Origin of the sequence: Streptomyces glaucescens, assembly GCF_002154375.1 — a bacterium.
Lineage (GTDB): Bacteria > Actinomycetota > Actinomycetes > Streptomycetales > Streptomycetaceae > Streptomyces > Streptomyces glaucescens.
Window position 1 is genome coordinate 1 of the sequence record NZ_MUND01001096.1, and the last position, 526, is coordinate 526.

Below are 526 nucleotides of genomic sequence, written 5' to 3' on the forward strand. Positions count from 1 at the left end.
CGACCTCAAGCCGGCCAACGTCCTGCTCGGGCCGAACGGCCCGAAGATCATCGACTTCGGCCTGGCCGCCTTCACCGAGTCGAGCGTCTCCCTCACCGCACCGCACCAGGTCGTCGGCACCCCGATCTGCATGGCTCCCGAGCAGGCCGCCGGCGTGAAGCCGCTGACGGCGGCCGTGGACGTGTACGCGCTGGGCGCGCTGCTGCTCTTCGCCGCGACGGGTCACTATCCGCACGAAGCGGCGACCCCCTACATGGTGTTCCACCTCGTCACCGATCCCGGTACGGCGCCGGACCTCTCCGGTGCCCCCGGTGACCTGGTGCCGCTTCTGACCGGCATGCTCGCCCAGAAGGCCGAGGACAGGCCCTCGCTGACCGGTGTGGTGCAGGAGTGCCGCTCGGTGATCGAGGCCCAGGGCATGAAGATCGCCCAGGCGCGTCGCAAGCTCACCGCGCACACCGCGGGACAACGGCGCAAGGCTGCGCCCGCCGACGACTCCCCCACCTTCCCCTGGTCCGCCCCCGCG

At 71.5% G+C, this 526-nt stretch carries 1 protein-coding gene; it reads left to right on the forward strand.

Going from position 1 to position 526, the window contains the following annotated elements:
- The coding region (locus tag CCN42_RS40840; RefSeq protein WP_158102214.1) for a protein kinase domain-containing protein at positions 1–526 on the forward strand (526 nt) is incomplete at both ends.